The organism is Pseudomonas sp. F-14 TE3623, assembly GCF_053629015.1.
The window spans coordinates 2,774,821-2,797,426 of sequence record NZ_JBRJHM010000001.1 but is presented as its reverse complement, the minus strand read 5'-3'; the positions used below and the strand labels follow the sequence as shown (position 1 = coordinate 2,797,426).

General features: G+C 59.1%; 18 protein-coding genes. 8 read left to right on the top strand and 10 right to left on the bottom strand.

Annotated features, from left to right (window positions below; translation table 11 throughout):
* Window positions 1–56 precede the first annotated feature (56 nt).
* The 4 genes from acnD to AB7M29_RS12885 form a co-directional block, all read right to left on the bottom strand.
* Window positions 57–2,654, bottom strand: a complete 2,598-nt coding sequence (gene acnD / locus AB7M29_RS12900; RefSeq protein WP_217857959.1) for a Fe/S-dependent 2-methylisocitrate dehydratase AcnD — start codon at window positions 2,652–2,654, stop codon at window positions 57–59.
* Between the two features lie 205 nt (window positions 2,655–2,859).
* Entirely contained in the window at window positions 2,860–3,987 is a 1,128-nt protein-coding gene (prpC, locus tag AB7M29_RS12895) for a bifunctional 2-methylcitrate synthase/citrate synthase (protein ID WP_454246980.1), read from the bottom strand.
* 105 nt (window positions 3,988–4,092) lie between these two features.
* Window positions 4,093–4,983, bottom strand: coding sequence for a methylisocitrate lyase (gene prpB / locus AB7M29_RS12890; protein WP_123720825.1), 891 nt, complete (start codon window positions 4,981–4,983; stop codon window positions 4,093–4,095).
* Entirely contained in the window at window positions 4,980–5,702 is a 723-nt protein-coding gene (locus tag AB7M29_RS12885) for a GntR family transcriptional regulator (RefSeq protein ID WP_007902102.1), read from the bottom strand. The genes prpB and AB7M29_RS12885 overlap by 4 nt, the downstream gene beginning before the upstream one ends.
* A gap of 298 nt (window positions 5,703–6,000) precedes the next feature.
* On the opposite strand from AB7M29_RS12885, the gene rloA reads away from it, so the two are divergent.
* The 4 genes from rloA to pabB all read left to right on the top strand — a co-directional run bounded on the left by rloA (window position 6,001) and on the right by pabB (window position 10,617).
* On the top strand, window positions 6,001–6,537 hold the full coding sequence (rloA, locus tag AB7M29_RS12880; RefSeq protein ID WP_007902103.1) for a retropepsin-like aspartic peptidase RloA: 537 nt from the start codon (window positions 6,001–6,003) through the stop codon (window positions 6,535–6,537).
* Window positions 6,538–6,542: 5 nt separating this feature from the next.
* Window positions 6,543–8,078, top strand: coding sequence for an osmotic stress tolerance membrane protein RloB (gene rloB / locus AB7M29_RS12875; protein WP_217857961.1), 1,536 nt, complete (start codon window positions 6,543–6,545; stop codon window positions 8,076–8,078).
* Window positions 8,078–9,064 (top strand): alpha-L-glutamate ligase-like protein, encoded by a 987-nt coding sequence (locus tag AB7M29_RS12870; RefSeq protein WP_123720822.1) that lies wholly within the window; start codon window positions 8,078–8,080, stop codon window positions 9,062–9,064. Before rloB ends, AB7M29_RS12870 begins: the two co-directional genes overlap by 1 nt.
* Before the next feature lie 215 nt (window positions 9,065–9,279).
* Entirely contained in the window at window positions 9,280–10,617 is a 1,338-nt protein-coding gene (pabB, locus tag AB7M29_RS12865) for an aminodeoxychorismate synthase component I (protein ID WP_454246979.1), read from the top strand.
* A gap of 85 nt (window positions 10,618–10,702) precedes the next feature.
* On the opposite strand, the gene AB7M29_RS12860 is transcribed toward pabB, so the two are convergent.
* On the bottom strand, window positions 10,703–11,650 hold the full coding sequence (locus AB7M29_RS12860; protein ID WP_217858081.1) for an IS110 family transposase: 948 nt from the start codon (window positions 11,648–11,650) through the stop codon (window positions 10,703–10,705).
* Window positions 11,651–11,889: 239 nt separating this feature from the next.
* The gene (gene thrH / locus AB7M29_RS12855; protein ID WP_008074130.1) at window positions 11,890–12,507 is read right to left on the bottom strand and encodes a bifunctional phosphoserine phosphatase/homoserine phosphotransferase ThrH; all 618 of its coding nucleotides are present in this window, start codon (window positions 12,505–12,507) and stop codon (window positions 11,890–11,892) included.
* Window positions 12,508–12,681: 174 nt separating this feature from the next.
* Here thrH and AB7M29_RS12850 point away from each other — a divergent pair, with 174 nt between their 5' ends.
* The gene (locus AB7M29_RS12850; RefSeq protein ID WP_217857964.1) at window positions 12,682–13,422 is read left to right on the top strand and encodes a phosphoadenylyl-sulfate reductase; all 741 of its coding nucleotides are present in this window, start codon (window positions 12,682–12,684) and stop codon (window positions 13,420–13,422) included.
* A 150-nt stretch (window positions 13,423–13,572) separates the two neighbouring features.
* On the opposite strand, the gene AB7M29_RS12845 is transcribed toward AB7M29_RS12850, so the two are convergent.
* Window positions 13,573–14,496: a LysR family transcriptional regulator gene (locus AB7M29_RS12845; protein WP_217857965.1), complete on the bottom strand. Its 924-nt coding sequence runs from the start codon at window positions 14,494–14,496 to the stop codon at window positions 13,573–13,575.
* 124 nt (window positions 14,497–14,620) lie between these two features.
* Here AB7M29_RS12845 and AB7M29_RS12840 point away from each other — a divergent pair, with 124 nt between their 5' ends.
* The gene (locus AB7M29_RS12840) at window positions 14,621–15,367 is read left to right on the top strand and encodes a 3-oxoacyl-ACP reductase family protein (protein ID WP_217857966.1); all 747 of its coding nucleotides are present in this window, start codon (window positions 14,621–14,623) and stop codon (window positions 15,365–15,367) included.
* A 111-nt stretch (window positions 15,368–15,478) separates the two neighbouring features.
* On the opposite strand, the gene AB7M29_RS12835 is transcribed toward AB7M29_RS12840, so the two are convergent.
* Complete coding sequence (locus AB7M29_RS12835) at window positions 15,479–16,174, bottom strand: HAD-IA family hydrolase (protein WP_217857967.1); 696 nt, start codon at window positions 16,172–16,174, stop codon at window positions 15,479–15,481.
* A gap of 263 nt (window positions 16,175–16,437) precedes the next feature.
* Between AB7M29_RS12835 and AB7M29_RS12830 the strand changes: the two genes are divergently transcribed.
* Together AB7M29_RS12830 and AB7M29_RS12825 are read left to right on the top strand one after the other, a co-directional pair.
* Window positions 16,438–21,303: an RHS repeat-associated core domain-containing protein gene (locus AB7M29_RS12830; protein WP_454246978.1), complete on the top strand. Its 4,866-nt coding sequence runs from the start codon at window positions 16,438–16,440 to the stop codon at window positions 21,301–21,303.
* 2 nt (window positions 21,304–21,305) lie between these two features.
* Window positions 21,306–21,731, top strand: a complete 426-nt coding sequence (locus AB7M29_RS12825) for a hypothetical protein (protein WP_454246977.1) — start codon at window positions 21,306–21,308, stop codon at window positions 21,729–21,731.
* Window positions 21,732–21,864: 133 nt separating this feature from the next.
* Here AB7M29_RS12825 and AB7M29_RS12820 read toward each other — a convergent pair whose 3' ends face one another.
* Window positions 21,865–22,230: a hypothetical protein gene (locus AB7M29_RS12820; RefSeq protein WP_454246976.1), complete on the bottom strand. Its 366-nt coding sequence runs from the start codon at window positions 22,228–22,230 to the stop codon at window positions 21,865–21,867.
* 101 nt (window positions 22,231–22,331) lie between these two features.
* Complete coding sequence (locus AB7M29_RS12815) at window positions 22,332–22,556, bottom strand: hypothetical protein (RefSeq protein ID WP_123360066.1); 225 nt, start codon at window positions 22,554–22,556, stop codon at window positions 22,332–22,334.
* Window positions 22,557–22,606 lie beyond the last annotated feature (50 nt).

Genomic DNA, 22,606 nt, shown 5'->3' with positions numbered 1-22,606 from the left:
TGCTCCTTATAGATAGACAGACACGGGCCTGAAATCCCGTGTCCGCATATCGTGTGTTAAACGGCGACCGCCGATTCTTCGAGGAAGTCCTGAGCGAAACGCTGCAACACGCCGCCGGCCTCGTAGATCGACACTTCTTCGGCGGTGTCGAGACGGCAGGTCACCGGCACTTCGACGCGTTCGCCATTCTTGCGATTGATCACCAGCGTCAGCGTCGCACGCGGGGTGCGGTCGCCGATCACGTCGTAGGTTTCGCTGCCGTCGATGGCCAGGGTGTGACGGTCGGTGCCCGGTTTGAACTCCAGCGGCAACACGCCCATGCCCACCAGGTTGGTACGGTGGATGCGCTCGAAACCTTCAGCGGCGATCGCTTCCACACCCGCCAGACGTACGCCTTTGGCCGCCCAGTCACGGGACGAACCCTGACCGTAGTCGGCGCCGGCGATGATGATCAGCGGCTGCTTGCGTTCCATGTAGGTTTCGATGGCTTCCCACATGCGCATGACCTGGCCTTCCGGCTCGACTCGCGCCAGGGAACCCTGCTTGACCTTGCCGTTCTCCTGAACCATTTCATTGAACAGTTTCGGGTTGGCGAACGTCGCGCGCTGCGCAGTCAAGTGGTCGCCGCGGTGGGTGGCGTAGGAGTTGAAGTCTTCTTCCGGCAAGCCCATTTTCGCCAGGTATTCACCGGCGGCGCTGTCGAGCATGATCGCGTTGGAAGGCGACAGGTGATCGGTGGTGATGTTGTCCGGCAGCACCGCCAGCGGGCGCATGCCTTTGAGCGGACGAGCGCCGGCCAGCGCGCCTTCCCAGTACGGCGGACGACGGATGTAGGTGCTCATTTCGCGCCAGTCATACAGCGGCGTAACCTTCGGACCAGTGTCTTCGTGGATGGCGAACATCGGGATGTACACCTGGCGGAACTGCTCCGGTTTCACCGATGCCTTGACCACCGCGTCGATTTCTTCGTCGCTCGGCCAGATGTCTTTCAGGCGGATTTCCTTGCCGTTCGCGTCCAGGCCCAGCACATCTTTTTCGATGTCGAAACGAATGGTCCCGGCGATGGCGTAAGCGACCACCAATGGCGGCGAAGCCAAGAACGCGTTTTTGGCGTATGGGTGAATCCGCCCGTCGAAGTTGCGGTTACCGGACAGCACGGCCGTCGCGTACAGATCACGGTCGATGATTTCTTGCTGGATCACCGGGTCCAGCGCGCCGGACATGCCGTTGCACGTGGTGCAGGCGAAGGCCACGACGCCGAAGCCGAGTTGCTCCAACTCTTTAGTCAGCCCGGCTTCATCCAGATACAGCGCCACGGTTTTCGAACCCGGCGCCAGCGAGGATTTGACCCATGGCTTGCGGCTCAGCCCGAGCTTGTTGGCGTTGCGCGCCAGCAGGCCTGCGGCAATGACGTTGCGTGGGTTGCTGGTGTTGGTGCAACTGGTGATGGCGGCGATGATCACCGCGCCGTCCGGCATCTGGCCCGGCACGTCATCCCACTGGCCGGAGATGCCTTGCGCCGCGAGATCGGATGTGGCGACACGAGCGTGCGGGTTGCTCGGGCCGGCCATGTTGCGCACCACCGAAGACAGGTCGAAGCTCAACCCGCGCTCGTATTGCGCACCTTTCAGGCTGTCAGCCCAGAGGCCGGTCTGCTTGGCGTAATTCTCGACCAACTGCACTTGCTCGTCTTCACGGCCGGTGAGTTTCAGGTAGTCGATGGTCTGCTGGTCGATGTAGAACATTGCCGCCGTGGCGCCGTATTCCGGGGCCATGTTGGAAATGGTCGCACGGTCGCCCAAGGTCAGAGCAGAAGCCCCTTCACCGAAAAACTCCAGCCACGCGCCGACGACTTTTTGTTTGCGCAGGTATTCGGTCAGCGCCAGCACCATGTCGGTGGCGGTGATGCCCGGTTGCAACTTGCCAGTGAGTTCGACACCGACGCTTTCCGGCAGACGCATCCACGATGCGCGACCGAGCATCACGCTTTCCGCTTCCAGACCACCAACACCAATGGCGATCACGCCCAGCGCATCGACGTGCGGGGTGTGACTGTCGGTGCCGACGCAGGTATCGGGGAAGGCCACGCCGTCACGCACCTGAATCACCGGCGACATTTTCTCCAGGTTGATCTGGTGCATGATCCCGTTGCCCGGCGGAATCACGTCGACGTTCTTGAAGGCTTTTTTGGTCCAGTTGATGAAGTGAAAACGGTCTTCGTTGCGACGGTCTTCGATGGCGCGGTTCTTTTCAAACGCCTCGGGATCGAAGCCACCACGTTCAACGGCCAGGGAGTGATCGACGATCAACTGAGTCGGCACCACCGGGTTCACTTGCGCCGGGTCGCCACCTTGCAGGGCGATGGCGTCGCGCAGGCCGGCGAGGTCGACCAGGGCGGTCTGGCCAAGAATGTCGTGGCACACCACGCGGGCCGGGAACCACGGGAAATCGAGATCGCGTTTGCGCTCGATGAATTGCTTGAGGGATTCGGTGAGCGTGGCCGGGTCGCAGCGACGCACAAGGTTTTCCGCCAGCACGCGGGAGGTGTACGGCAGGGTGTCGTAGGCGCCAGGCTGAATGGCATCGACCGCCGCGCGGACGTCGAAATAATCCAGATGGCTGCCGGGCAGCGGTTTGCGGAATTCAGTGTTCATCGTCAGGACTCGGTCACGGTGGTTTCAAAGGGTGGGCGCCTGGCGCAGCTCCCGAAGTGAACACGGTCAAATGTGGGAGCGGGCTTGCTCGCGAAAGCGGTGTGTCAGTCGACATCAATGTTGGATGTCAGTCCGTCTTCGCGAGCAAGCCCGCTCCCACACTGGTTCCCGGTTCATTCAGTAACCAGCGCGGTAGCCCTCCCGGTCAGCGTTGTTCGATTGGCACGAACTTGCGCTGTTCGACGCCGACGTATTCGGCGCTCGGGCGGATGATGCGGTTGTTGGCACGTTGCTCGAACACATGCGCCGCCCAACCAGTCAGGCGCGAGCAGACGAAGATCGGCGTGAACAACTTGGTCGGAATGCCCATGAAGTGGTACGTCGACGCATGGTAGAAGTCGGCGTTCGGGAACAGTTTCTTTTGCTCCCACATGGTCTTGTCGATGGCTTCGGACACCGGGAACAGCACGGTGTCGCCCACTTCGTCGGAGAGTTTTTTCGACCAGGCCTTGATCACCTCGTTGCGCGGATCGTTGTCCTTATAGATCGCGTGGCCGAAGCCCATGATCTTGTCCTTGCGCGCCAGCATGCCGAGGGTGCCCTCGACCGCCTCTTCAGGCGACGAGAAGCGCTCGATCATTTCCATCGCCGCTTCGTTGGCGCCACCGTGCAACGGGCCGCGCAGGGAGCCGATGGCCGCCGTGATGCAGGAATACAAATCCGACAGGGTCGAGGCACACACGCGGGCGGTGAAGGTCGAGGCGTTGAACTCGTGTTCCGCGTAGAGGATCAGCGAAACGTTCATCACCTTGACGTGCAATTCGCTCGGCTTCTTGTCGTGCAACAAGTGCAGGAAATGGCCGCCGATGCAGGCTTCGTCGGTCACGCAATTGATGCGTTTACCGTCGTGACTGAAGCGATACCAGTAGCACATGATCGCCGGGAACGCGGCCAACAGGCGGTCGGTTTTGTCGTGTTGCTCGGAGAAGTCGCTCTCCGGCTCGATGTTGCCCAGAAACGAGCAACCGGTGCGCATCACGTCCATCGGATGGGCGTCGGCGGGGATGCGTTCCAGCACTTCTTTCAGCGCTTGCGGCAGGTCACGCAGCTTGCTCAGTTTCTCGGTGTAGGCAGCAAGTTGCGCTTTGGTTGGCAGCTCGCCGTATAGCAGCAGGTAAGCCACTTCTTCAAATTGTGCGTCAGCCGCCAGGTCGCGAACGTCATAGCCGCGATAGGTCAGGCCTGCGCCCGACTGGCCCACGGTGGACAGTGCGGTTTGCCCGGCAACCTGGCCACGGAGCCCGGCGCCACTGAGTACTTTTGCTTCGGCCATTGCTGTCTCCAGTTTTCTTGAATTTGTCAGGGAATCGGCAAATTGTGTTTCATCAGGTTCTTTGTGATGCCGAAAGATCGCAGCCTCGCTGCGATCTCTTGATCTTTATTTCTTCGCCGCGAACAACGCATCGAGCTTCTGCTCGAAGGTGTGGTAATCGATGCGATCGTACAGCTCCATGCGCGTCTGCATGGTGTCGATGACGTTCTGCTGCGTGCCGTCGCGGCGGATCGCGGTGTAGACGTTTTCCGCGGCTTTGTTCATCGCGCGGAACGCCGACAGCGGGTACAGCACCAGCGACACGTCGGCGGCGGCGAGCTGCTCGGTGGTGTACAGCGGCGTCGCGCCGAACTCGGTGATGTTGGCCAGGATCGGCGCTTTCACGCGGCTGGCGAACAGCTTGTACATCTCAAGCTCGGTGATGGCTTCCGGGAAGATCATGTCGGCGCCGGCTTCGATGCATGCGGCGGCGCGATCCAGTGCAGACTCCAGACCTTCCACCGCCAGGGCGTCGGTGCGGGCCATGATCACGAAGCTGTCGTCGGTGCGGGCATCGACGGCCGCTTTGATGCGGTCGACCATTTCCTGCAGCGAGACGATCTCCTTATTAGGACGATGACCGCAGCGCTTGGCGCCGACCTGGTCTTCGATGTGAATCGCCGCCGCGCCAAACTTGATCATCGACTTCACGGTACGGGCAACGTTGAACGCCGAGGAACCGAAACCGGTGTCCACGTCCACCAGCAGTGGCAAGTCGCAGACGTCAGTGATGCGGCGCACGTCGGTCAGCACGTCATCCAGACCGGTAATTCCCAGGTCCGGCACGCCGAGGGAGCCGGCAGCCACCCCGCCACCCGACAGGTAAATAGCCTTGAAACCGGCGCGCTTGGCGAGCAGTGCGTGGTTGGCGTTGATCGTGCCGACCACTTGCAGCGGATGTTCGCTGGCGACCGCATCGCGGAAACGCTGGCCTGGAGTGCTCTTGTTGGAACTCATGACTCACCTCGTTCAGTGGCTGTCGGGTTAGCGCCGTCCTGGTAGTGACGGGCGATATTGCGTTTGGAGGCGCCGATGTGACGGCGCATCAACAACTCGGCCAACTCACCGTCACGGTCGGCGATGGCATCGAGAATTCGGTGGTGTTCGGCAAACGCCTGGCGCGGCCGATTGGGCGTGGTGGAAAACTGGATGCGGTACATGCGCACCAGCTGATAGAGCTCACCGCACAGCATCTGGGTCAGGGTGCGGTTGCCGCTGCCCTGGATGATCCGGTAATGAAAGTCGAAATCGCCTTCCTGCTGGTAGTAACCGACACCGGCCTGAAACGCCGCATCGCGCTCATGGGTTTCCAGCACCCGACGCAGTTCGTCGATTTCTTCGACCGTCATGCGTTCAGCCGCCAGACGGCACGCCATGCCTTCCAGGGATTCGCGAATTTCGTAGAGTTCCAGCAGTTCGGCGTGGCTCAGCGATACCACCCGCGCCCCGACGTGCGGCACGCGAACCAGCAGGCGCTGGCCTTCCAGACGGTGAATGGCCTCACGCAGCGGCCCGCGGCTGATGCCGTAGGTGCGCGCCAGCTCGGGCTCTGAGATCTTGCTGCCCGGGGCGATCTCGCCTTTGACGATGGCCGCCTGAATACGTCGGAAGACGTTTTCGGAAAGTGTTTCCGAGTCGTCCTGAACTGTGACCGGGGGATCGAGTTGATCCAGCATATTGTCGACACCTTGAAAACCAATGCCGCAAAAACTAGCGAATATGGCCGCTTACGTCAAAGGATAATTCGATATTGTCGACAATCGCCTAATAACCACGCTGCACCATAAGGAAGCAACCCCTCAAGTTATAGCCGTCGGCCAGCGCTGGCGCCATAAACCCACCGTGCTAGAATGCCGCCCGCATTTGCTTGTCATCTGCATTGCCTGTCATGAAAAACAGATAGGCATACGAGGGAGCTTGTGCAGCAATGCCAGGGCCTTGAATTGAAGAACGGACCGCTGCGCACCAGGATTTATGAGACTCAAGCCCTTCACCACATTCCTTTGTCTTTTTGGCCTGCCGGGTTTCGCTGCAGCAGGGGAAAAGACTGTGTACGGCCTCAATGAGTACGCTTCGCTGGACGGCATCAATCTGGAAGTCGCCGCCAAACTCGACACGGGGGCGAAAACTGCTTCGTTGAGTGCCCGCGACATCAAACGTTTCAAACGCAATGGCGAATCCTGGGTGCGCTTCTATCTGGCTATCGACGCCGCGCATTCGCACCCGATCGAACGACCGCTGGCCCGTGTCAGCAAGATCAAGCGCCGGGCCGGTGACTACGACCCGGAAGAAGGCAAAAAATACACCGCCCGTCCGGTCATCGAGCTGGATATCTGCATGGGTTCGGCTTTACGCAGCATCGAAGTGAACTTGACCGACCGCAGTGCCTTCCAATACCCGCTCTTGATCGGCTCCGAAGCGCTCAAACGCTTCGATGCGCTGGTCGACCCCAGTCTTAAATACGCTGCTGGCAAACCCGCCTGCGCCACCGACGCACATACCGCAGAGTAATTCCAATGCGCTCTCTTACCCTCCATCTGAAACTGCTGATCGCCATCCTGGTGGTGCTGGGCATTTCAGTTACGGCCTATCAGATTTTCGTGCTCGGAATCCCGGTGACCGAAGACGCTACCGACGACTTGTGGAACATCGACGCCAAGGTCGAGTTCGTCGCCAACGCCAAGGATCCGATCAAGATCCAGATGTTCGTGCCGCCGCTGAGCCGCGACTACGTGAGCCTCAACGAGAGTTTCATTTCCAATAATTACGGCGTGGCGGTGAACCGTGTCGACGGTAACCGCAAGGTCACCTGGTCGGCGCGTCGGGCCAAGGGCAACCAGACTCTTTATTACCGACTGGTGCTGACCAAGCGCTACAGCGGCGAAAAATCCAAGGTCAAAGGCCCGACCTTCCGCGACAGCATCGCCGTCGAAGGCCCGGAAAAAATCGCCGCCGAAGCCCTGCTCGCGCCGATCCGCCAACACTCGGCTGACGTCGAAACCTTCATCGGCGAAGCCATCAAGCGGGTCAACAACCTCAACGACGACAACGTAAAACTGCTGCTGGCCGGCGATCCGTCCACCGTGAACAAAGCCAAAATCGTCGAACTGGTACTGTCCATCGCCCACGTGCCGGTGGAAAAGGTCCACACCATTCGCCTGGTAGCCGATCAGCCGCAAATGCCTGAACTCTGGTTGCGCAGCTTCAACGGCACTGACTGGCTGTACTTCAACCCGGAAACCGGCGAACAGGGCCTGCCCACCGACCGCTTGCTGTGGTGGACCGGCGACGAGAACCTGATCACCGTCGATGGCGGCAAAAAAGCCAACGTCACTTTCAGCCTGAACAACAGCGAAATGAACGCCATTCGCCTGGCCAAGCTGACCGACGAAAACTCCGACGCCAACTTCCTCGACTACTCGCTGTACGGCCTGCCGCTGGAAACCCAGCAGACCTTCATGATCATGGTGATGATTCCGATCGGCGTGCTGGTGATCCTGATCCTGCGCAACCTGATCGGCATTCAGACACTCGGCACCTTTACCCCGGTGCTGATCGCCCTCGCCTTCCGGGAAACCCAGCTCGGTTTCGGCATCGTGCTGTTTACGATCATCACGACGTTGGGGCTGTCGCTGCGCTCCTACCTTGAGCACTTGAAGCTACAAATGCTGCCGAGGCTATCGGTGGTGCTGACCTTCGTGGTGGTGCTGATCGCGGCTATCAGCCTGTTCAGTCACAAACTCGGCCTAGAACGCGGGTTGTCGGTGGCGCTGTTCCCGATGGTGATTCTGACCATGACCATCGAACGACTGTCGATCACCTGGGAAGAGCGCGGTGGTGGCCACGCGATGAAAGTGGCGATCGGCACGCTGTTCGCCGCTTCTTTGGCGCACCTGATCATGAGCGTGCCTGAGCTGGTGTACTTCGTGTTCACCTTCCCGGCGATTCTGCTGATCCTGGTGGGCTTCATGCTGGCCATGGGTCGCTATCGCGGTTACCGCCTGACCGAACTGGTGCGCTTCAAGGCTTTCCTCAAGAAGGCTGACGCCTGATGTTCGGTCTCTGGAAGACCTGGAAAGCCCTGGAGGCCCGGGGCATCATGGGGATCAATCGGCGCAACGCAGACTACGTGCTCAAGTACAACAAGCGCAGCCTGTACCCGATCGTCGATGACAAGATCATCACCAAGGAGCGCGCCATCGCCGCCGGCATCCACGTGCCGGAGCTGTACGGCGTGATCTCCACCGAGAAGGAAATCGACAACCTCAGCGAGATCATCGGCGGGCGTACCGATTTCGTGGTCAAGCCGGCCCAGGGCGCTGGCGGTGATGGCATTCTGGTGATCGCCGACCGCTTCGAGGGCCGCTATCGCACGGTGTCGGGCAAGATCATCAGCCACGAGGAAATCGAGCATCAGATTTCCAGCATCCTGACCGGCCTGTACTCGCTCGGCGGTCACCGTGACCGCGCGCTGATCGAATACCGAGTGACCCCGGACCAGATCTTCAAAAGCATCAGCTATGAAGGTGTGCCGGACATTCGCATCATCGTGCTGATGGGCTATCCGGTGATGGCCATGTTGCGCCTGCCGACCCGCCAGTCCGGCGGCAAGGCCAACCTGCACCAGGGCGCCATCGGCGTCGGTGTCGATCTGGCCACAGGCCTGACATTGCGCGGCACCTGGCTGAACAACATCATCAACAAACATCCGGACACCACCAACGCAGTGGACGGAGTGCAACTGCCCTACTGGGACGGTTTCATGAAGCTTGCTGCCGGCTGCTATGAGCTGTGCGGGCTGGGTTACATCGGTGTCGACATGGTGCTCGACCAGGAGAAAGGGCCACTGATTCTTGAGCTTAACGCCCGGCCCGGATTGAACATTCAAATCGCCAACGATTGCGGGTTGACGTTGCGTACCCACGCGGTCGAAGCGCGACTGGAAGAATTACAGGCCCGCGGGATAATCGAAACAGCGCAGGAGCGCGTGGAGTTCGTTCAGGAAATGTTTGGGCATATTCCTGCGGTTGAGGGCTGATCCGAGACCAAGGTGCGACCTTCGCGGGCAAGCCTCGCTCCTACAAGGACGCCGCTGTACCTGTAGGAGCGAGGCTTGCCCGCGAAGGCTGACTCACAGCCACCAACTCTTTCAACCCTGGCACCAACAGTTCAATCCCCGACATCCCCTCTAGGAGCAAATCCTGCAGAGGACTACAATCGCTCCCCCGCCTCGATGGCTGATCTGCCCCGCCCATGTTGACCTGTTCCGTACACCTGCTGCCCTATCGCGCCAACCCCGCCGAATACTTCGCGGCGATTCGTCATGCCCCCGGTGCCGTGCTGCTCGACAGCGGCCGGCCTAGCGCCGAGCGTGGGCGTTATGACCTGCTCAGTGCCTGGCCGCTGGAGCAACTGGCCGTATTACCGGATGAAAGCGGCAGCCATTTCCTGCAACGCCTTCGCGACAATCTGACGCGACTTGGCGAAGCCACTGCTCCTTTCGACCTGCCTTTCGCCGGCGGGCTGATCGGTTATCTGAGCTACGACTTCGGCCGGCATCTGGAAAACCTGCCGAGTCAGGCACGGGACGATCTGCAATTGCCCGACGCACGTTTCGGGCTGTACGACTGGGCACTGATCAGCGATCACCACTTGGCCACCAGCCAACTGGTGTTCCACCCGGCGTTGATCGACAGCGAACGACAGCGGCTGATCGAACTGTTCACGCAGCCTGCACCTCAGAAGATCGAGCCTTTCAAACTGGACGGCCCGATGAGCGCCGACCTGAGCGCTGACGACTATCGACAAGCCTTCGAACGCATTCAGCAGTACATCCAGGCCGGCGACTGCTATCAGGTCAACTTCGCCCAGCGCTTTCGCGCGCAATGCCAGGGTGATCCGTGGGCCGCGTACTGCGCGCTGCGGGCGGCGTGCCCGACGCCGTTTTCCGGCTTCCAGAGCCTGCCCGACGGCGACGCCGTCCTGAGCCTGTCGCCGGAGCGCTTCGTCAAAGTCAGCGAGCGCCACGTTGAAACCCGCCCGATCAAAGGCACCCGCCCCCGCGGCCTGACAGCTGCTGAAGATGCGGCGAACGCCGCCGAACTGCTGGCCAGCCCCAAGGATCGTGCGGAAAACCTGATGATCGTCGATTTGCTTCGCAACGACCTCGGTCGCACCTGCCGCATCGGCTCGGTGCGGGTGCCGGAGTTGTTCAGCCTGGAAAGCTATCCGAACGTGCATCACCTGGTGAGCAGCGTTACTGGCGAGCTGGCGGATGACAAGGATGCGCTGGATTTGATCGCCGGCAGCTTCCCCGGCGGCTCGATTACCGGCGCACCAAAGATTCGCGCGATGCAGATCATTGATGAACTGGAGCCGACCCGTCGTGGGTTGTATTGCGGTTCATTGCTGTATCTGGACGTGCGCGGCGAGATGGACAGCTCCATCGCCATTCGCAGTTTGCTGGTCAAGGATGGGCAGGTGTGCTGCTGGGGTGGCGGCGGGATCGTCGCGGATTCGGACTGGCAGGCGGAATATCAGGAATCGATAACTAAGGTGAAGGTGTTGCTCGATACTTTGGGGGGCCTTTAAAAGCTTCGCGGGCAAGCCCGCTCCCGCAGGATTTGTGTTGATCGACACATAACCTGTGGGAGATTCTATGGTTGAAGGGAAGCCCTCAACCAGCTTTGGGTTGATATTCGCTCTGTCCTTTCAGTAGAGCGAATACGATCCGAGCAAGCTTGCGAGCCAGTATCACCAGCGCCTGAGTGGTGCTGAAACCTCGAGCTCTTTGCTCTTCATAAAAGCCTTTCCAGGCTGGCGTACGGCTGGCCGACATAGCTGCATTGTGCAGAAGCCGGCGAGCTTCCGGGTCACCTCGCTTGGTCAAGCTCCGGCGCCCGTCTTTTTGCCCTGACTTCGCCACCCGCAAATCCATTCCCAGAAAGGCAATAAAGGCATCTGCGTTTCTGAAGTCGCCCCGCTGAAACGCCGTGAGCAAGCGGGCTCCGGTCAGAAATCCAATGCCTTCAACTTTCAGGCAACGCTTCAACTGACCGAGCAAACCGGCTTCTTTCAGATGATCATTAATCGTCTTTTCGACCAGCGTTTCAAGCTGCTGCATGGCTTTCACTTGCGCGGCGAAAGCAGATTTCAGCAGCGGTTCATTCGCCCAACTTTGCACCAGGCCGACCCGCGCCTGAACCAAGGCTGCGCGACGACGAAAAAGGCTCAAGAGCTGGCGGTACAGCGGTGATGGCGGGGTCCAAGGATGAAGATCATCACCTTCGTTCTTCAGATAGCGGGCGAGCAGTCTGGCATCCAACGCATCGGTTTTGGCGCGGATATTCACCCCTTTTCGGTAATGGCTGAGTTCATAGCCACCCACCATGTAAATCACGCAGCCAGCCTCATAGGCCAGATCGGCGAACTCCAGGTGATAGATATTGGTCGACTCAATGGCTACCGCGACTGTCCCCGACAAGGCTTTCAACCACTGCTTGATGGCAGCCTTGTTGTTGGGAATCTCTTCAAGCAGGTCAAGTTCGGCGTGATAGATCACCAGTTCGTTCTTGGCGACATCCACGCCTACGATTGGCTTTGTGACAGAAACCGGCATTGCCATTGGATTTCCTCCGGGATATGTTTTGAGCACTTGAAGGGCTCACCCAGAGGCGCAGGCTTGTTCCTATCGTCGGTCCTAGCCAGATGCATTCTTTATCGGCGCTTGGGTGAAAGGAGGAGGGGCGAAATCTCCCACGGATCTGTACTGCGTCAACAGTCAGAATCGGGCTTTGTCCCTCCTCCTCCCTTCAAGTCCTACCATACAAGCGGGCTTGCCCGCGATGGGGCCATCCCTGACGACTACAAACTCAACGCCCGATTCGAAGCCTTGATGAACTCTTGCTTCAACTCCGCAAAGCTGTGCACCGCCGGGAATTGTGGAAACTCACGAATCACATTGTCCGGCGCATGGAACAGAATTCCGGCATCGGCCTCGCCCAGCATCGTCGTATCGTTGTAGGAATCCCCCGCCGCGATCACCCGGTAGTAGAGGCTCTTGAACGCCAACACTGACTGACGCTTGGGATCTTTCTGACGCAACTGATAGCCCGTGACCCGACCGGCATCGTCGGTAATCAGACGATGGCAAAGCAAGGTCGGGAAGCCCAGTTGACGCATCAGCGGTTGGGAGAATTCGTAAAAGGTGTCCGACAGAATCACCACCTGAAAACGCTCACGCAGCCAGTCGACGAATTCGCTCGCGCCTTCCAGAGGCTTGAGCGTCGCGATCACTTCCTGGATGTCGGAAAGCTTCAGGCCGTGCTCGTCGAGAATGCGCAGACGCTGCTTCATCAACACGTCGTAGTCGGGGATGTCCCTAGTGGTGGCCCTGAGGGAGTCGATCCCGGTTTTTTCGGCAAAGGCGATCCAGATTTCCGGGACCAGCACACCTTCAAGATCCAGACAGGCAATTTCCACAAGACACTCCCATTTTGTACTGTTTATTGAGTCGAGCGAGCAAAAGGACTGCCGAACTCTAGCGACTCGCCCTCCTCTGTGCAACGCAGAGGGCGCACCAGCCGCCGCAGGATTTTGTTACCATCAGGCATATATAGAGCGCCCAGCGCCACCGACCTGTAGGAAGCCGCCCTGATGAGCCCATCGTTCGATGTCGTGGAACTCGCCACGACCTATGCCAACAAATCCGCCCAGGACATCCTGAAACTCGCGTTCGCCGAGTTCGGCGATGATCTGTGGATATCTTTCAGCGGCGCCGAGGATGTGGTGCTGGTGGACATGGCCTGGAAGCTGAACAAGAACGTCAAAGTGTTTAGTCTCGACACCGGCCGCTTGCACCCCGAGACCTACCGCTTTATCGAACAGGTGCGCGAGCACTACAAGATCGATATCGAAGTGGTATCGCCGGACTACACCAAGCTCGAACCTTTCGTGAAGGAAAAGGGCCTGTTCAGTTTCTACAAGGACGGCCATGGCGAGTGCTGCGGCATCCGCAAGATCGAGCCGTTGCGTCGCAAGCTGTCGGGCGTGACTGCGTGGGCCACCGGCCAGCGTCGGGACCAGAGCCCGGGCACCCGCAGCGCGGTCGCGGTGCTGGAAGTCGATACCGCGTTCTCCACCCCGGAACGCACTCTGTACAAATTCAATCCGCTGGCGCAAATGACCAGCGAAGAGATCTGGGGCTACATCCGCATGCTGGAGTTGCCGTACAACAGCCTGCATGAGCGCGGCTTCATCAGCATCGGCTGCGAGCCTTGCACCCGCCCGGTATTGCCGAACCAGCACGAGCGCGAAGGTCGTTGGTGGTGGGAAGAAGCCACGCAGAAAGAATGCGGGCTGCATGCCGGGAACATCATCAGCAAATCAAAAGCTTAAAAAATCACTGTCTTGGACCGCGCTATCGTTCATCGCGGGCAAGCCACGCTCCCACAGGGTTTTGTGGTCGTATCGTAATGATGTAAACGACACAAAACCTGTGGGAGCGTGGCTTGCCCGCGAAGGCCGCACCTCGGTTCTAAATCAGACTCACAGAGCACTAAACCGCTGCCCCAACCCCTGCCCCGCAAACTGCTCAATAATGAAATCGACAAACGCCCGGGTCTTGCCCGGCAGCAATTTGTGTTCGGCGTAATAGATGGAGATGTTGCCGTCGTCGACATACCAGTCAGGCAACACCCGCTGCAACGTTCCGGCATCCAGATAGCCCACGGCAAACGGCATGCTCACCAACGCAATGCCCAACCCCTGAGCCGCCGTGGCGCAGGCGGCTTCCGAATCGCTCATGGTCATCCGCGCCTTGAGCGTCAGCGGGCTGTGTTGCCGGGCGCGACTGGTCAACTGCCAGGAACGCACGCGCCCCGTCTGCGGCGAGCGTATCAAGATGCCATCGTGGTGTTTGAGGTCGTCGGGCTCGATGATCGCCTCGTGGCCCGCCAGGTACTCGGCTGAAGCCACCAACACCCGATGGGCGGGCGTCAGCTTTCGCGCCACCACACCCTGAGGCAGTTCGAATCCGCCACCAATCGCCGCATCGAAACCCTGGCCGATCAAGTCGACCTGACGGTTATCGAAATGCCAGTCCGGGTTGATCGCCGGAAAGCGCCGCAGAAACTCTCCCAGCAACGGCACGATGTACAAACGCCCGAACACCGTCCCCATACTGACCTTGAGCGTGCCTGCCGGACGTCCTTCGGCGCTGGCCAGGTTGGCCACGGCATTCTGAATCGTGTGCAGGCTGGCGCTGACTTCGCCGAGAAACAACTGGCCGGCTTCAGTCAGCGTCAGGCTGCGCGTGCTGCGCTGGAACAGCCGCACACCGAGTCGCGCCTCCAGCTTGGCGACGCTCTTGCCCACCGCCGCCGGCGTCAGGCTCAAGCGCCGCGCCGCTTCGGCGAAGCTGCCAACCTCGGCGCTACGCACGAAGCATTCGATACTGCTGAAGGTTTCCATAAGCGCCACTATAAACTTTTGGTTTACACAGACTATAGCAATGACGGTCTACCCCCAGGGTAATGCGAGGCCGATACTCGACTCCAACAACAAGGCAGCCCGCCTTGAATTTCTGGAGATCGACATGACCACTCAACACCTCAGCGGTAAAGTAGCTCTGATTCAAGGCGGTTCACGCGGCATCGGTGCTGCCATCGTCAAACGCCTGGCCGCCGAAGGCGCTACCGTCGCCTTCACTTACGTCAGCTCCACCGCCAAAGCAGAAGAGTTGCAAAACAGCATCACCAGCGCTGGCGGCAAAGCCTTGGCCATCAAGGCCGACAGCGCCGATGCCGTCGCGATTCGCAATGCCGTTAATGCCACCGTCGAAGCCTTCGGTCGCCTGGACATCCTGGTCAACAACGCAGGCGTTTTGGCCGTTGCACCACTGGAAGACTTCAAACTCGAAGACTTCGACCACACCCTGGCGATCAACGTACGCAGCGTATTCATCGCCACCCAGGAAGCGGCCAAACATATGACCGAAGGCGGTCGCATCATTAACATCGGCAGCACCAATGCCGAGCGCATGCCCTTCGCCGGTGGTGGCCCGTACGCCATGAGCAAATCGGCGCTGGTCGGCCTGACCAAAGGTTTGGCTCGGGACCTCGGCCCACGGGGTATCACCATCAACAACGTACAACCGGGCCCGGTCGACACCGACATGAACCCCGCCAGCGGTGACTTCGCTGAAAGCCTGATCCCGCTGATGGCTGTGGGTCGTTACGGCAAAGTGGAAGAAATTGCCAGCTTTGTCGCCTACCTTGTCGGCCCCGAAGCCGGCTACATCACCGGTGCCAGCCTGACCATCGACGGTGGTTTCGGCGCCTGATACAGGTCACTTGTGGGAGCGGGCTTGCTCGCGAAGGCGTCGTATCAGTCGACATTACTGTTGCCTGACACGCCCTCTTCGCGAGCAAGCCCGCTCCCACATTTATCGGCATTAAGCCCAATCGAGTGCCGGCAGGCCACATGCACTGGGCTTGAACGCCTTCAACGTACGAAGAATGCCATCGGCGTGTGCGTACTTTTCGTCGGCCATCGCCGCATCCGGGATCGCAATCGCCGTCATCCCCGCCGCTTTCGCTGCGGTGACGCCGAACGGTGAATCCTCGAACACCAGGCAATCCTCAGGCGCGACACCCAGGCGCCGTGCCGCCGTCAGGAAGATATCCGGCGCCGGTTTGGCCGCGCCCACTTCCGGGTCATCCGCGGTGACGATGAAGTCGAACAGCGCGAACCAGTCGCGGTGCAAGGTGGTTTTCTGGCCGAACGACTGACGTGAAGAACTGGTGCCCACCGCAATAGGAATGTTGTTGGCCTTCAAGTGCCGAACCAGCTCCTCTGCGCCAGGCATCGCCAGCGCCGTCGGAAAACGCTCGCGCATCAGCGGTTCGCGGATCACCAGAAACTCTTCGGCTGTAATCGGCAGGTCCAGCGCCTCGACCACATAGCGCGCCAGATCACCCGCGCCACGACCGATGATGTTCTGTTTGACGCTCCAGTCGAAGGTCCGGCCATAACGTCCGGCAATGATGGACGTGACCTCGGTGTAAATGCCCTCGGTGTCCAGCAACAAGCCGTCCATGTCGAAAATCACGGCCTTGATCGGGCCGAACTCATCCAAGGGTGCATTCATCGCATCTGATCCGTTTTCTCATGACATCCCAGGAGCGGCTAAGGCACGACCGGATCCGTGATGGATTAAAGGGTTCAGCAGCATAGCGAGCGCGGTTGGCAGAGAGCAACGGGCAATGCCTGGGGGATACAAAAAACTGTGTCGAGACGCCCGCGATGATTTAGCGACTTGCCCTACACCAAACACCTCCTTTCCCGACTTCTTTCCTCGTTGATCCCCCGCAAAGTCTTGCGCTCCAGATTAATCAGCGCGAGGGACTGCGAATGTTCGAACCTGACAAGGTCCTGGCCTTGAACAATGCCATCGGCCTGCTGGTGGTCGCCACCATGAACCCCGAGCAGCCGGACGTCGAAGCGCTGCTCGGTGATTTTCGACTTTGCCTCAACGACTACGACGCCTGGGCGGAATACTTCTGGACCGGTGGGGCGCTGAATGTCGAGCAGGTATTCAAGGTCGGCAATGAAGTCCGGCTCAGCGCACCGAAGGACTCCACCGCCCCTGTCAGTTCGACGCTCGCCATGTGCCCCGCCAGCGGTCCATTGACCCTGGTGCACCTGTTTGAGGCCGCGCGTTTCGTGCCTATAGGCAATACGCCGGTGATGCTCGAACCAATTTCGCAGCGTAATGGAGAACTGACGTTCGGTGAGCCCGTCCACGAAACCATTGGCCCCAGCGGCATCCTCGAAATCCCCGAATGCTGGCGTGGCCAGCGCTATCGCATCACCTTCTTTCCCAATGTTAGCGCTGAGCACGTCAAAGCGCTCTATGCCTCTTATCAAGGCGTGATCGGCGAGCTCGAAGGGTGGCTGCGCAATGAATGGACGAGCGAATTCCAACCCCTGTGGGCAGGTTTTTCCGAGGCAGGGTTCACCCAGCGCTACGGCACGCTGCAACAGGCCGACTGGCGCGGTTTCGAGCGTTCGCTGCACGGTTTGTGGGATGACGTGAAGCAGGTCTACGCCCTGCTGGCAGACCTGCAAACCAACAGCGAAAAACTCCTCGAGTACCTGACCCAAGGCGAGCTTGGGACGCTACTGAACGCTTCGGCTGAAGCCATCGCCAATGTGTTGCTGATGTTGAGCGATGAGCCGTTGATGTTCATCCATCTCGCGGCTTTTACCAGTTGGCTGAGAATGCTGCCGCCGCAGTACATCGCCGAAGTCGTGGCGCAAATTCGTACAGAACTATTGATCAGTTTCCTGCTGGTACGCCTTACCGGCCCTACGGGCCTGAAGCTCGGCATGAGCGCCAGAGTATTGGACAAGATCAAGTCCCAGCAGGCTCGGCAGTGGTTGGCGGGGGCCAGTTTGCGGCTGGCCGAACTGACGGCCAAATCTGACCTGACAGCCCACGCTGGCGCACTCAAACCCCTCGTGGTCAACGCGCGCAATGCACCACTGAAACCGGCACCGGCGGTTCCGCTGCAGATCAGCGTCGGCGACTCACCGGTTGTGCGGGTGAATAATCCGGTTGCCATTGCTCGCGACAAATCCGACGCCATGACCCGGCTGGGGCGTCACGAACCTCACGACGATGCATCGAGTCAGGCGAAAACCCCTAACGGCGACAGTGCAGATGCGGCGGATAGGACCGCGACCAACGGCTGTCCGGTGTCGATGGTCAGCGGCGAAGAACTGCTGACCCTGACCGACGGTTCGCTGGATGGGCTGATGCCGTTTGCCTTCACCCGGCTGTACCGAACCAGCGCGGTGGAGATCGATTGCGGGCTGGGTTGGGGCTGGAGCCATTCGCTGGCGCATCGGTTGGAGCTGGGCGATGAACAGGTCGTCTGGATCGACCACGAAAACCGTCGTACGACGTTTCCGCTACCGAGCGTCGAGCGCCCGGTGATCCACAACAGCCTGTCGCGGGCGGCGATTTATCTCGGCGATGCCCCCGAAGAATTGATCCTCGTCCAGGCCGGCGATGACGCACGTTTCTATCACTTTCATAACGGTCGTCTCACGGCGATCAGCGACGCTTACGACAACCGACTGCGCATCACCCGCGACCGTCAGGATCGCATTCAACGCCTCGATAACGGCGCCGGTCGTTCGCTGCTATTTTGCTACGAACGCAGGCACCTCGTCGCCATTGAATATCAGTCGTTTCATCCCACCAATGCCGTGGGTGAAACCTGGCGTACAGAGCAGACGCTGGTTTTCTATCGCTACGACGCCCGCCAACGCTTGATCGAAGCGACCAACGCCGCGGGTGAAAGCGAGCGTTACGACTACGACGACCGGCACGTGATTCTGCAGCGACAACTGGCCGGTGGCGCGAGTTTTTTCTGGGAGTGGGAAAGGTCTGGCAAGGCGTCCCGCTGCGTCCGGCATTGGGCGTCGTTTTCGCAGATGGATGCGCGCTATGCCTGGGATGACCAAGGCAGTGTCACCGTCCAGAACATCGATGGCAGCCAAGAGGTTTACGCCCACGACGACCGGGCGCGGCTGGTGCGCAAGGTTGAACTGAACGGTGGCGAACACCTCAAGGCCTACGACGACCAAGGTCGGTTGGTGGCCGAGCAGGATCCGCTGGGGGCCGTCACCGAATACCGCTACGACGAAGTCGGAAGGTTGGTGGCGCTGATTTCGCCGGAAGACGAGCCAACATCCTACGAATACCGCAACGGTTTCCTGCATGCGCGCTATCGCGGCAAAGCGGTGTGGAAATATCAGCGCAATGCACAGGGGGATGTCACCGAAGCGACCGATCCCGACGGCCAGGTCACTCATTACCACTACGACCCTCAGGGACGTTTGCTGTCGATCCGCTACCCGGACACCAGCCGACATGTCTTCATCCGGAACGGGCTGGGACAACTACTCGAAGAGACCTTGCCGGACGGTGGCCAGCGGCGCTTTTCCTACGACGCGCTAGGCCGGCAGACGACCCGTCAGGACGAACACAGTGCGCTCACCCAGTACCAATGGGATGCCGTCGGCCGACTGGTTCAGACGACTTTGCCTACCGGGGCCAGCCGCGCCTTTAGTTACAACGCCTACGGCAAGATTACCGCCGAACGCGATGAGCTGGGCCGCGTCACTCGCTATGAATACGCCGACGATTTGCACCTGGTCAGCCGCCGGATCAACCCAGACGGCACCCAGCTCAAATATCGCTACGACAACGCGCAGCTGCTGCTCACGGAAATCGAAAACGAATCCGGTGAAAAGTATCGCCTGGACTACACGCCCAGCGGCCTGATCCGACAGGAAACCGGCTTCGACGGCCGCCGCACCGCGTACGCCTACGATCTCAACGGTCATCTGCTGGAGAAAACCGAGTTTGGTGATGACGACTCGCAGCTGATCACCGGCTATCAGCGGGACTCGGCTGGACGTCTGTTGGTCAAGACCCTGCCCGATGGCGTCAAGGTCAAGTACCGCTACGACCGCCTCGGCCGACTGGTCAGTGTCGACGACGGCCACGACCATCCGCTGGAATTCGAATACGACGCCAAGGACAGACTGATCACCGAGCACCAAAGTTGGGGCACCTTGCGTTACCGCTACGACGCGTGCGGCCGACTCAACCACCTGCGCCTGCCGGACAACAGCACACTCGATTATCACCACGCCAAGGGCGGCGCGCTGACGGCCATTGACCTCAATGGCACACGCCTCACCACCCACCAGTTTGCCTTCGGTCGCGAACAAAACCGCCAGCAAGGCCTGTTGCTCAGTGAATATGCCTACGACGACCAAGGCCGTTTGAAGGCCCATGCCGTCAGCCAACATCAACATCCGCTGTACCGTCGCGACTATGCCTACAGCGCCAACGGCAATCTCGACCACATCGCCGACACCCGCCACGGCCAGCGCAGCTACCAGTACGACTCGCTCGACCGCCTGACCCGCGTCCGCCATTCCCGTGACCAATCGCCGGAAAGCTTCGCCCACGACCCGGCGGGCAACCTGCTGATGCAGGATCGCCCTGGCGTTGCGAAGGTGCTGGGTAATCGCCTGCTGATGCAAGGCGACCGGCATTACGACTACGACGCCTTCGGCAACCTGATTCGCGAACGCCGCGGCACCGCGCAAAAACTCGTCACCGAATACCGCTACGACTGCCAGCACCGGTTGATCGACGCCACCCTGCCCAACGGTAGCCAAGCCACTTACCGCTACGACGCCTTCGGCCGCCGTATCAGCAAATCCGTCGATGGCAAAACCACCGAGTTCTTCTGGCAAGGCGACCACCTCGTCGCCGAACACAGCCAGGATCACCATCGCAGCTACATCTACGAACCCGGCACCTTCCGCCCGCTGGCCATGCTCGACGGCAAAGGCCCGCGCCAAGCCTGCCCGTTCTACTACCAACTCGACCACCTCGGCACACCGCAAGAACTCACCGACTACAGCGGCGACATCATCTGGGCCGCCCGATACACCGCCTATGGCCGCCTCACCCGCCTCAACCGCGACACCCACCAGGTCCTCGATCAGCCGCTGCGCTTTCAAGGGCAGTATTTCGACGCGGAAACCGGCCTGCACTACAACCGGCATCGCTACTACAATCCGGATGTCGGGCGGTACCTGACGCCGGACCCGAGCAAGTTGGCGGGTGGGTTAAACGGCTATCAGTACACGCGCAATCCGGTGGGTTGGGTTGATCCGTTGGGGTTGAGTGATTGTCCTGGAGGCGAAGGATGTAAGAAGCCGTCGTTTGGGGATGAGGATCCGGCGGGTAAGGTGGGGGTTGATGAGGGGGAGCCCGGCCCCCCAAATCCAAAACAAGAGAACTATTATTTGTACCGTGGTGACGACCGAGAACCATGGGAAATTTTTGAGGCAGGATTTGAACCCTTGGGAGACAGTACAGATCTGTTTTTGCATGCATCAGATAACAGAAGCCCTCCCAGTTACTTTGTCAGCACTACGACAAACGAAAAAGAGGCAAAAAAGTTTGCCACAGGGTACGGTCTTGCCGACGGCTATATATATGTGCTGAAAAACATTCGCGGCATCGATGTAAATAAAGAACTGGGCATGATGTCACCACATCGGCGTGAGGTTGAAATAGCGTTCCCAGGAGGAATAAAAAATCACGACATCGTGGGCGTCACCCCCGTCTACGATGATGGTAGCTATAAGGGCTACTCAATACCCAACCCTTTCAGGAAGTAACCATGAAAACAATAGAAATTTTAATAAACAATCATGGGATCATAGAAAGGGCCACAATCGAATGCGACAGAAAAAAACCGACACTCACATTCACGATGCAAAATGGTTTAAAAAAAGTTTATACAGCCTATGACCTTTACGTATGCTTTGGCATGTTAAGAGCCGACTATCCTGAGATAAAATTTCTGTGCAAAGGAGCCAAATTAAATGTTCATCCTTCACGAATGTCGTCCCAAATGTCTAGCGGCTTAGTCGCATACGAACTTAAACTTGGAAAACCTAGCGAAGAAGATGACATAGTACGAATTTTCGACTACGAAGACGAAAACATCACTAGCAACATTGAAGAGCAAAAAACCTTCTATAAAAACTGGATCGAGTCATTAATTATTACAACGCAAAAAAAACCTGAAGATAATACTCAATAAAACAACCAACAATATAGAATCATGAACTCACGCAACACGCTCATCGAGCAAATGCGTCAAGCATAAGTGACGCCTGTGAAAAACATCTAAAGCCCAGCTCGACGCTGGGCTCAGTTCTACATTAAACACTGACTTAGCCGCCAGAACCGCCAGTTTTACCTCCACTTCCTACTCCACCACCGCTCTCATCAATTTCAAAATCACCTGATTCTCCAGACCCACCTCCAGAACCACTCCCCATCGAACCTCCCTCGCTCATCGACCCACTTCCCTCCCCCGGGCTGGTGCTACTCCCGCTGGCATCGCCGCCATTCCCACCACCAATGGTGTCCGGTGGCGGCGTCTTCCCGTCCGAGGAACCCGCATTCATTTCCGAGTAAGGTGGCATCCCGCCCTTGTCGACCGGCGCATCGCGGCCGGAAGATTGAGCTAACGCCGACAATGAACTGATCGACAATAAGCCGACCACCGTCAAGGTCGTCAGTTTTGACCTGATCATGGCGCACCTCCATTAAAGAGTGCTTTACCTGATGTCTGGCAGCGGTCGCTTTTTTAAGGTGCCGCACAATCGACGAGCGGCGATGGATCGCTGCGCAGGCTTCAGCTCGGTTCTCCCGATAGATCGTCACCGGCAATGTCCGGGTCATCGGGGTTGGCTTCCACATCCCCCCGCTTCACATCATCGGTATCGGTGGGCACCTGCTCCACGCCGGTATCGTCATCATCGGGCGGGCGCTGATCGCGACTCAGGGAGTCGGTAGGTGAAGGCAGCGGGTATTCGGGGGTATCGTCATCGATATCGGAGTCTTTTGGATCAGCGTTCATAACGCACCTCTCAATGGACCTGAAAAGCAGATCCTGACATTTCGAGGACA

Coding starts and splice junctions, on each gene's coding strand:
- AB7M29_RS12825 (WP_454246977.1), top strand. CDS start 21,306: ATGAAAACAATAGAAATTTTAATAAACAATCATGGGATCATAGAAAGG.
- rloB (WP_217857961.1), top strand. CDS start 6,543: ATGCGCTCTCTTACCCTCCATCTGAAACTGCTGATCGCCATCCTGGTG.
- AB7M29_RS12820 (WP_454246976.1), bottom strand. CDS start 22,230: ATGATCAGGTCAAAACTGACGACCTTGACGGTGGTCGGCTTATTGTCG.
- AB7M29_RS12840 (WP_217857966.1), top strand. CDS start 14,621: ATGACCACTCAACACCTCAGCGGTAAAGTAGCTCTGATTCAAGGCGGT.
- AB7M29_RS12850 (WP_217857964.1), top strand. CDS start 12,682: ATGAGCCCATCGTTCGATGTCGTGGAACTCGCCACGACCTATGCCAAC.
- AB7M29_RS12870 (WP_123720822.1), top strand. CDS start 8,078: ATGTTCGGTCTCTGGAAGACCTGGAAAGCCCTGGAGGCCCGGGGCATC.
- AB7M29_RS12815 (WP_123360066.1), bottom strand. CDS start 22,556: ATGAACGCTGATCCAAAAGACTCCGATATCGATGACGATACCCCCGAA.
- prpC (WP_454246980.1), bottom strand. CDS start 3,987: ATGGCCGAAGCAAAAGTACTCAGTGGCGCCGGGCTCCGTGGCCAGGTT.
- AB7M29_RS12830 (WP_454246978.1), top strand. CDS start 16,438: ATGTTCGAACCTGACAAGGTCCTGGCCTTGAACAATGCCATCGGCCTG.
- rloA (WP_007902103.1), top strand. CDS start 6,001: ATGAGACTCAAGCCCTTCACCACATTCCTTTGTCTTTTTGGCCTGCCG.
- AB7M29_RS12860 (WP_217858081.1), bottom strand. CDS start 11,650: ATGGCAATGCCGGTTTCTGTCACAAAGCCAATCGTAGGCGTGGATGTC.
- AB7M29_RS12845 (WP_217857965.1), bottom strand. CDS start 14,496: ATGGAAACCTTCAGCAGTATCGAATGCTTCGTGCGTAGCGCCGAGGTT.
- prpB (WP_123720825.1), bottom strand. CDS start 4,983: ATGAGTTCCAACAAGAGCACTCCAGGCCAGCGTTTCCGCGATGCGGTC.
- acnD (WP_217857959.1), bottom strand. CDS start 2,654: ATGAACACTGAATTCCGCAAACCGCTGCCCGGCAGCCATCTGGATTAT.
- AB7M29_RS12885 (WP_007902102.1), bottom strand. CDS start 5,702: ATGCTGGATCAACTCGATCCCCCGGTCACAGTTCAGGACGACTCGGAA.
- AB7M29_RS12835 (WP_217857967.1), bottom strand. CDS start 16,174: ATGAATGCACCCTTGGATGAGTTCGGCCCGATCAAGGCCGTGATTTTC.
- pabB (WP_454246979.1), top strand. CDS start 9,280: ATGTTGACCTGTTCCGTACACCTGCTGCCCTATCGCGCCAACCCCGCC.